We start from the raw sequence: 8,657 nt of genomic DNA, 5'->3' as shown, positions 1-8,657 counted from the left end.
GAAGTTGTTGTCGCTGATGCTGCCGGGCTTCGTCCGCCCCGAGCGGGTCGACTACTTCCGCCAATTCATCAAGCGACGCACCAAGATCGCGATCGGGAGCACGTCGGCGTTGGCGGGTTCGAGCTGATCGCGACATCGACCATGAGCCTGTTAGGATTTCGCGCCGCGTCAGTCGACAACCGACGGTGCGGCATTTGAGACCGGAGCTCCGGAGGTATTAGGCGATGGCCCGCCAGGTTAGATCGGAAGCGACACGGCGCAAGATTCTCGACGCCGCGGTCGACGTGTTCACCGAAGTCGGCTTTGCGGCGGCCGATCGGGGCACGATCATCGAGCGCACCGGGATGACCAAGGGTGCCTTCTACCACCACTTCGATTCGATGGAAGCGCTCGCATCGGCCATCATCGAGGATGGCGCCAACCTGGTGGTCTCCGAATTGGGCGCGATGTCGGACTCGTTGTCGCCGGCGCTGGAGAACATCCTGCACGGAACCTTCGTCACCGCTAATTTGTTCGCCACCAACAAAGTCGTCCGCACCGCCGAGCAGCTGACGCTCGCGTTCGGCAAGTTCAACGACCAGGCCGGCGCCGTGTGCACCGCCTGGATCGAGGTGATGACGGCAGAGGCCCGCCGGGCGATCGCCGAAGGCGACATCCGGGAAGAGCTCGACCCTCAGATGGTCAGCGAGTCGATCATCGGCGCGACCTTCGGCGCGCGGACGATGGGCCGGCAGACCGCCGACGGCAGTGACCTGGTCCGTCGCCTCACCCAGATGTGGGAGCTACTGTTCCCCGCGATCGTCACTGAAACGTCGCTGGGCTACTACCGCGAATTCCTGGCGCGCGAGGCGCTGCGCCACGTCGACCACGACGGTTCGCCCCAGCCCTAGTCCATAAACAGATAGTCCAACACGATTTCATCGAGTCGGCGACGCGCCCAGGCCTGATACGCGTTCCTCCTTCTTCGCAGACTTGCAGGCCGTGAAGCGGAACCTACGGCCGCGCCCCTTGTTTACACCGGATTCTCGACAGCCCCGCGCTTGACAAACATCACCCGATATCAGATCACCTGGCGTCGAATTGCCGGCACTTTCCCCGCGACAGGCGCTCTATGTAACCAACCTCTTGCACAACGACGTCCGACTCCGGGCCGCCGTGTCGGCGCAGCACCGCGAGCAGGTCCGTCCGCAGCTTCTCGAGGTCGCTCGAACCATCGGTCACCACGCACACGTCGACGCCGCCGGGCGTCTTACCCACCGAGAAATTGGCGACGCCGGAGGTGGCCAGGACTGTCTGCTCGAGTTCGGCGCGGGGCACCACGGCGCCGGCGTCGTACTGGAAGGCCCCATTAATCCGGCCGTGAACCGAGGTGATGCGGCGATGCGCGCAACCACACTCACACGGCTCGTCGGACATCGTCACGGCGTCGGCCATGTCGTAGCGGATCAGTGGTTGTTCCAGGTTGAACAGGTTGGTCAGCAGCAGGCGATCGGCGGGTTGCCCATACGGCACGACGTTGCCATCGGCGTCCGCCGGCTCCAGAATCACCAGATCGTCGGCGACGTGCATGCCTTCACCCACGCCGCAGGGAAAGGCATACGTGCCCTCTGAGCAGCCCCAGAACTCCGACGCCTCGATCCCCCACGCGGACCGGACCGCCTCTCGCACCGGCGGAGTGCACACCTCCCCGGCGAGGCTGACCCAGGTCGGCGTGATGGTGAGCCGTCCTTGCATCGCCTCTGTCGCGAGCTCCCGGATGAGACTCGGCCACCCCTGCAGAGCCGTCACCGCGGGACGGGCGTTGTTCAGGCCGTCGACGATCTCGGCCAGGGGCAGCGTGGCATCGAAGCAGTGCGATGTCGGCCCGCCGCTCTCGAAGGTGCTGAAGGCGTAAAAGATCCCCGACTCATGCTTGGGACTTCCGCTGAAGCATTGCGCCAGTACCGCATCCGGGTCTTCGCCGCGTCGGCCGGTCCAGCGCGAGCCTTGCATCACGAAGGTGACAAACGAGTCCCAGCCGTACACGTGGTACGACGGGTTCTCGGTGTATCCCGACGTGATGATCGCCCGGTACTCGTCGTCGAGATAGCCGTCGCCGGTCAACTCGTCGAGGTGCTGTTTGATCCGGTCACGCGTCAAGCCGGGGACCGTGACGAGGCGGTCGAACTCCGACATCATCTCGGCCTTGCTCAGGACCGGCAGCGAGGCGAGGTCGGCCTCGGTGAAGTGCGCCAGATCGTGGCCGGCCAGGCGTTCCCTCCAGAACGGCGAGCGCTCGGCGGCGTGCAGCAGCAGTTCCCGAAGGCGCCGTTCGCGTTCGGCGGCGAGACGACCTGCGTCCCAACGCAGCCGGCGCACCCCCTTGAGGTAGGCGTCCTGCAACTCGGCGCGCTGGCGCCGGACCAGCTGCTCGTAGCGACTGTCCGGTGTCACGTCAGTGGTGATCGTCAACGTCTGTTCCCTTCTTGAGCGATGTGGCTGAGGCTGTGCGGTTCGGCGGCGACAAGCCGGCATCATTGAGCAGCCGTCGCTCGTCGACCTTGCTGGACGACGTCAACGGCAACTCGGCCACCACGACGAACCGGTCGGGCAGCATTGTCGCGGGCAGCCGTTCGCCGGCGGCCTGCCGGACCGCGAGTGGGGTCAGCGCGCTGTCGGGTACGACGAATGCGACGATCCCGAGACTGCCGTCCAGATCGAAGGGTGTGCACGCCACGGATGCGACCCCGGCGATGCCACCGAGCGCTTCGGTCACCTCGACCAGCGACATCCGCACACCGTGTCGCTTGATGACGCGGTCGCAGCGCCCCACGTAGACGTAGTTGCCGCGGTCGTCGCGGTAGACGAGGTCACCGGTGCGGTAGACGGTGGCTTCCTCGACGACGTCGGCCCGCAACACGGCCGCGCTGTGACCCGGGTCGTTCAGATAGCCGGCCATCAGCTGCCGTCCGCCGATGTACAGCTCGCCGACCACTCCGGGTTCGTCCACCAGGCAGCCGTGCTCGTCGATCAGATGGAAGGAGCTGCCGGGGTGTGGCCGGCCGATCGGTACCAGGCCCCCGTCGAGCAATTCCGGTGTCAGGTCCAGATGAGCGACGGCGATCGTCGTCTCGGTCGGCCCGTACCGGTTCACGACGCGCAGTCCCGGACTGGCGGCCCAGACCGCGGTGATGTCGGCGCCCGACGGCGCCTCACCGCCCAGAGCCATCACGCGCAGCGGCGTATCGGCCAACCGGTCCAGGCGACCGCTGGACCTAAGTAACCGAAGGTAGCTCGGCGAGAAGCTGGTCACCGTGATCCCTTCGGCCGCGACGATCGAGAAGAACCTGCGCGGGAACAGCAGGGCTTCCCGGTCGGGAATGACGAGGGGCACGCCGCGAATCAGCGGGGGAAAGATCGCGGAGAAAGACCCGTCGAAGTGCACGGGCGACACGCACAGTGCGCGGTCGTCCGCCGTGAGTCCGACAGCATCCGCGCACGCTTGCGTCGCGGTGAAAAACGCGTCGGCGGGGATCTGTACGCCCTTGGGGACACCGGTCGTCCCGGACGTGTAGATGATGTACGAAATCGGGCCGGGCGCCGGCGGCGGCGTGGGTCCGACGGTCGCACTCAACGCCGACAGGGTGCTCCACGCGGTGCCGAAGGGGAGGCCGGACGGCGCCGGGCCCGCGGTGAGCACCAGCGCGGGCCGACAGTCCGCCACGATCTGTGCGCGGCGGACGTCGGGATCGGTGACCGCCAACGGGACGAACGTGACGCCGGCCCACAGGCAGCCCAGCGCCGCCGCCACGAAGTCCACGGAATTGCCGATCAGCAGGGCAACCCGCGCCCCGGGCTGGACGCCTGTGCGGTGCAGGCCGGCGGCCACTCGCGCTGCTTCGGCGCGCAATTCGCCGCGGGTCAACGCTCGATCGAGGTCCTTGACGGCGGGCCGATCCGGGGCGCGATCGGCGTGGTCCAGCACCCCGCCCAGCACGCCGCGATGCGCCGCCTTCTTCAGCAGTTGTTGCACACTGGGCTCCGTCGCCAGCCAGTCGTGGCTTTGGCCAGGGCCTGGTCGATGTCTTCGATGATGTCGTCGATGTGCTCGATCCCAATCGACAGGCGGATCGTCTCCGGTGAGATACCGGCCTTTGCGAGCTCGTCGGTGGACAGTTGCCGGTGGGTGGTGGACGCCGGATGGATGGCCAGGGTCTTGGCGTCGCCCAGATTGAGCAGCCGCTTGATCAGCTGCAGCGCATCGAAGAAGGCAAGCCCGGCGGCATACCCTCCGTCGCAGCCCCCCTCGACCCCGAAGGTGATGATGGACGGCACCCGCCCGTTGAGGTAGCGGTGCACCAAGTGGTGATACGGATGGTCGGGTAGCCCGGCGAAGCTCACCCAGGCCACCCGCTCGTCGGCGGCCAGGTAAGCGGCCACCGCCCGGGCGTTGGCCTCGTGGCGTTCGAGCCGCAGGGCCATCGTCTCGAGGCCTTGGAGCAGCAGAAAGGCGTTGAAGGGCGAGAGGGTCGCGCCGCTGTTGCGCAACTGGGTGGAACGCGCCCGCACGGTGAAGGGCCGCTCGGGGAAGTCGCGGGCGAACACGACGCCGTGGAACGCGGGCTCGGGCTCGTTGAACATGGGAAAGCGGTCGGGATGGTCGGCCCACGGGAAGCGGCCGCCGTCCACGATGGCCCCGCCGAGGGTGGTGCCGTGACCGCCGACGAATTTGGTCAGCGAGTGCACGACTACGTCGGCGCCGTGCTCGAAGGGCTTGAGCATCAGCGGCGTCGCGACCGTGTTGTCCACGATGAGGGGTACGCCCTGCGCGTGGGCCACCTCGGCCACGGCTTCGAGGTCGACGATGTTGCCGGCCGGGTTGCCGATCGTCTCGCAGAAGACGGCGCGGGTGTTGTCGTCGATGAGCGAGCCGATCGACTCGGCGCGGTCGTCGACGGCGAAGCGGGCCTCGATGCCCAGGGTGGGCAGCACGTGGGCGAAGTAGGTGAAGGTGGCCCCGTAGAGCTGCGGGGCCACCACGATGTTCGAGCCGGCAGTGGCCACGGTCAGGACGGCGTAGCTGACCGCGGCCATCCCCGAGGCCACCACCAGTGCCGCCGTCCCCCCTTCGAGGGCGCAGATACGCTGCTCGAGGACGTCGAGGGTCGGGTTGTTGAGCCGGTTGTAGTGATAGCCCGGCGTCTCCATGTCGAGCACGGCGCCGGCGTGCTCGGCGCTGGCGAAGTCGTGGGCCACGGTCTGGTAGATCGGTACCGCTACGGCCCGTGTCCCGTCGGATGTGTAGCCGCCGTGGATGGCGATGGTCTCGTCATGCATGGGCTCGGGCGCTCCTCTTCGGGATGGTGCCCAACAGGTTTATGTACAGGCGCTCGGCCGCGCCCCGCCACGGCCAGGGGGCGCGGGTGCAGATGTCGTCGAACGGAAAAGCAGCTACTACGTCCGCGTTCCGCTCGCCGACCACCAGCCGCGCATGCAGCCGGCAGAGCGCGTCCCAATCCGGGCCGGTCGCGCAATCTGTTGGTAGACAGGGCAACTCGTCGCACAAGTGGCCGACGTAGCGACGCACATCGCGGACGTATTCGCGCACCAGGCTCGATGGGTCGTACTCGGGGTGGGCCTGCACCAGCATGACCTCGCACTCGCCTACCGTCTTCGTGACCACACTCCACCCGACCTGCTCTGACTGCAGGGCCACCGAATAGCCCGCGCCGACCACTGCCTCAAGGGGCACGGAGTTCAGCCGTGAATGCGGCAGGACGACGGCTCCCATGTCAGGCAACCCGGCGGCCAGCGGGTGGGCCGGGTCAGCCTCCTGGGCGAAGACGCCGGTGCACTTGGCCGACAGCGTGGTCCGTTCGACACCGTCGAAGACGGCCAGCGCGGCGTGGGCCGACAGGCAGGACAGCACCATCACCTGCACGTGCTCGCTACCCCACTTCAGCAGTCCGTGCAGATCGGCCCAGTAGGGCTCGTCCTCGATGCGGGACTCGATCGGATTGGAGCCGGTCACCACCAGCAGGTCCGGGGGTTCGTTGAAGATGTCCTCGAGGGGTCGGTACTCGGCGGCGATCTGGGACTGAATCCGCTCGCCGCGGGGCACCCCAGCCATGGTATGTCGGGTCAGGGAGAGGGTGTCGTCGCCTGACCCTGCCGCCAGCAAGCCCACGAACTGCCGTTCGGTGGCGCAAAAAGCGGAGTCGGGCATGTTGTTGACCAGAGCGCACTTCCATCGCGCCGGTCCCTCAGCCAGTTGAACGCCCACCTCAGTACCCCATGTCGGAGTAGGAGACCGTGACCTCTTGGTGGAGCAGCCGGTAGACAGCTTGCAACTGCTCCTCGGTGTCGGTCGACCCGACCACAGCAACGATGTGGTTGCCGGAGCCGTCACGCCAGTCGAGGGCGGCACCCGGCGCCTGGTGCAGGCTCACCGTGTCCACGTCGGCGCGGTCGCTGAAGTCGTTGATGCCCTCGACGGCGGTCACAGTGGCAGAGACGGTCGGCGGCTGGAGGAAAAAGCGGTAGCCGATCCGGCTGGTGGCCACCGGACTGTCGAGAGAGATCGACTCGCCCAGGGCCACTCGCAGGGTGAGGTCGAGCAGGCTTACGCCGGCGGCGCGCTCCAGCATCTCCGGCACACCACCGCCCAACCGCCCGTTCACCTCGATGATGCGGGGCCCGTCAGGGGTGAACTTGACTTCGGTGTGCAGGCATCCGGTGCGTACCCCAAGTGCGGCGATGGCCCGGGTGGCCAGATCCATTACGGCCGAATGGCTTTCGTCGTCGAGGGCGGCGGGGATGAAGAACCCGGTCTCGCGGAAGTCTTTGGCCGGCGGGAAGCGGCCGGTGAGGGCCAGGTGGCTGACAGTGCCGTCGGCCACCACGCTCTCGACCGACACGTAGCCGCCGTAGGGGTCGCCGGTCCGGGCCGGATCGTCGGGAAGGTAACCCTCGAGCACCATCTCGGGGCGGTCCGGTCCGAGGGTCTCCAGCAGTCGCTTGAATTCGACGCCGTCGCGCACCAGGAACGTGTAGCGGCTGCCCTGAGCCGAGCGGGGCTTGAGGACGGCGGGCCAGCCCACCTCGGCTTCGACTGCCAACAGCCCGGTCTCGGAGTGATCGGGGCGGACGAGGCGGCAGCGCGGCATGTCGAGGCCGGCATCGGCCAGGGCCTGGCGCTGGCGCGCCTTGTCGGTGAGGGCGGCGGCGGTCGCCGGGTTGTGAAAGGGCAGGCCCAATCGTTCTGCTAGACAAGCTAATTCGACCATTCCGGCGTCGAGGAACGTGGTCAGGCCGTCGGGCTCCCAGTCGCCCAGAACCTTGGCTGCCTGCGCGACGCTCTGGCCGTCCAAGTCGACCACGCCGCCGAATCGGTTGAGGAGATCGGTCATCTCGTCCATCCCCGGCACGGACGTGTCGATCAGCCAGATCAGATCGCACACTCCGGCGGCCGCCTCGGCCAGCTGCATCACGGGAACGCAGCGCGGCCCGTAGCCCACCGCCACCAAGGGCCGGGTCCGTCCGGTCGATAAACCGTTATCCATCATGCGCTCAGCCGATCACGGACTCGACGCAGTCCTGGGCGTCGTACACGGCCCGGAGGCGGCTTCGGGGTGAGGGCAGGTAGTGGGTGAAGTAGCGCACTCCCTCGGTGAGAACGCCCAGCACGGATAGGTTGGGCTGGAGTCGGCCCTCGGTGTCGTAGGGGTGGAACTGTTCATTGATGGCCACGCTGCCCACCGGTGTGTCGCCGTAGCTGAGCTGGGTCAACCTTCCCTTCGCGTAAAGCCGGCTGAGTAGTGGCGAGCCCGACCGGGCCAGGGAGGGCATGTCCAGATAGCCCCGCACCACCCCGTCGACCGTCAGTGTCGTCGGCTCGTCGAGGGCCGTCGAACTCAGGCGGACGCCGTCGGCGCAGGGGGCCAACTCCGGGTCGGGTCCGAGCGGGATGCGCACCACTCCCGCGTCGAGCAGGCCCAGCAGTTGCTGAGATCGCATAGGTGGCACGCCCGCCTCCAGCCGGTTGATGCGGCCGCGGACATTCGACTGGAACTCGACGTAGGAGTCCAGCGACAAACCACCGAACTCGATGACGGAACGCAGCTGGTCCCGGAGGATGCGCAACACCTCCTGGGCCGCCTTGACTGGGCTCCCCCCGGGCTTCAGGGCCTCGGTGAGGTCGTCTTCGATCATGTCGTAGGCCTGGCCCTGGTAATCGGCGGCCGACGTGTAGTGGCGGTCTGCCCCGGCGAAGAGGTGGGCAGCCGGGTCGAAGCGCCCGTAACGCGGCTCGAGACCGTCGACGACCTTCTCGTAGTGCCCGTTGAGCCAACCTTGGCGTAGGACGGTGCGAACCTCGGTCGACTCGACGTTGCCCCCGGACAACAAGGCGGACTGGATGTAGTAGCGCGCCTGCATCTCTGCGAAGATGAGCGGCAGAAGCTCGGCGCGGAAATCCACGTGGCGCCGCACCGGCGAACCGCCCGGATTGGTCAGCGCCGCAAACTCTTCGGCGGTGCATACGACGGGCTGATATTGGCCGTAGGGGTCGACGCCGGTGGCCGACTTGGCGCAGTACGGCGCACCCGAGCGTGAGTACAGGGTGATGGTCGGCTCCCGACCCGAGGGCACGTAGCGCTTGCGGCCGGCCCGGTCGCACC

The 8,657-nt window shown here is 67.5% G+C and carries 7 protein-coding genes; 1 reads left to right on the top strand and 6 read right to left on the bottom strand.

Features of this window, described 5'->3' with window-relative positions; translation table 11 throughout:
- The first annotated feature begins 224 nt into the window (after positions 1–224).
- Positions 225–890 (top strand): TetR family transcriptional regulator, encoded by a 666-nt coding sequence (locus AC2VOU_RS06085; RefSeq protein ID WP_486956561.1) that lies wholly within the window; start codon positions 225–227, stop codon positions 888–890.
- A gap of 175 nt (positions 891–1,065) precedes the next feature.
- Here the strand turns inward: AC2VOU_RS06085 and AC2VOU_RS06080 are convergent, their stop codons facing one another.
- The 6 genes from AC2VOU_RS06080 to AC2VOU_RS06055 form a co-directional block, all read right to left on the bottom strand.
- Positions 1,066–2,451, bottom strand: a complete 1,386-nt coding sequence (locus AC2VOU_RS06080) for a phenylacetate--CoA ligase family protein (RefSeq protein ID WP_486956560.1) — start codon at positions 2,449–2,451, stop codon at positions 1,066–1,068.
- Positions 2,435–4,012, bottom strand: coding sequence for an amino acid adenylation domain-containing protein (locus AC2VOU_RS06075; RefSeq protein ID WP_486956559.1), 1,578 nt, complete (start codon positions 4,010–4,012; stop codon positions 2,435–2,437). The genes AC2VOU_RS06080 and AC2VOU_RS06075 overlap by 17 nt, the downstream gene beginning before the upstream one ends.
- Positions 3,997–5,316, bottom strand: a complete 1,320-nt coding sequence (locus AC2VOU_RS06070; protein WP_486956558.1) for an O-acetylhomoserine aminocarboxypropyltransferase/cysteine synthase family protein — start codon at positions 5,314–5,316, stop codon at positions 3,997–3,999. The genes AC2VOU_RS06075 and AC2VOU_RS06070 overlap by 16 nt, the downstream gene beginning before the upstream one ends.
- Entirely contained in the window at positions 5,309–6,262 is a 954-nt protein-coding gene (locus AC2VOU_RS06065) for a homoserine O-acetyltransferase/O-succinyltransferase family protein (RefSeq protein WP_486956557.1), read from the bottom strand. Before AC2VOU_RS06065 ends, AC2VOU_RS06070 begins: the two co-directional genes overlap by 8 nt.
- Before the next feature lies 1 nt (position 6,263).
- Positions 6,264–7,544 (bottom strand): ATP-grasp domain-containing protein, encoded by a 1,281-nt coding sequence (locus tag AC2VOU_RS06060; protein ID WP_486956556.1) that lies wholly within the window; start codon positions 7,542–7,544, stop codon positions 6,264–6,266.
- 4 nt (positions 7,545–7,548) lie between these two features.
- The coding region (locus AC2VOU_RS06055) for an FAD/NAD(P)-binding protein (RefSeq protein ID WP_486956555.1) at positions 7,549–8,657 on the bottom strand (1,109 nt) is incomplete at its 5' end.

It is taken from the genome of Mycobacterium sp. TH-M25, from assembly GCF_057473665.1.
The sequence above is the reverse complement of the archived record's forward strand: the minus strand, read 5'-3'. Positions and strand labels throughout refer to the sequence as shown.